Origin of the sequence: Lactiplantibacillus garii (assembly GCF_003885105.1) — a bacterium.
GTDB lineage: Bacteria > Bacillota > Bacilli > Lactobacillales > Lactobacillaceae > Lactiplantibacillus > Lactiplantibacillus garii.
In genome coordinates, this window is sequence record NZ_QWZQ01000134.1 from 1 (window position 1) to 456 (window position 456).

The window sequence follows — 456 nt, forward strand, 5'->3', positions numbered from 1 at the left end:
ATTTCATATGCTGGAATTTTTAAATTGATTTCATTGACTATTCGACATTCTATCCTAATCGGAATTCTACGTTTTTTCTCAGGATAGTCTGTGCACGGAGCTAACATATACTCATAAAGATGTTGTACCATTTTAGCCTGCTGTTCTGATACACCCTTTTTCAAAGTAACTTGGATTTTACTTTGAAAAAGGCCTCCAAAATGTGTATGTAAGACATACCGTCGAACGTTTAATACTACAAGCCTCAGATAGAAAAACTTTAGAACTAGAAAACTAAATGAATGTCCCAAAAGTCGAAAAACATTTTTCCTTTTAACTCGAAAATTATCAATAATATCAAATTGAACCATTGGTATTGCCAAAATTATCAACGGAATATTTGCTAACCACGTAATCGATTCAATCAAATAGCCTTCCCAAAAATCTGACCGGAAAATCACTTTAATATTACTAATG

At 32.2% G+C, this 456-nt stretch carries 1 protein-coding gene; it reads right to left on the reverse strand.

Annotated elements, in window-relative coordinates:
- Nucleotides 1–407, reverse strand: a 407-nt coding sequence (locus D1831_RS14755; RefSeq protein ID WP_225422916.1) for a hypothetical protein, incomplete at its 3' end; no start/stop codon positions are given.
- Nucleotides 408–456 lie beyond the last annotated feature (49 nt).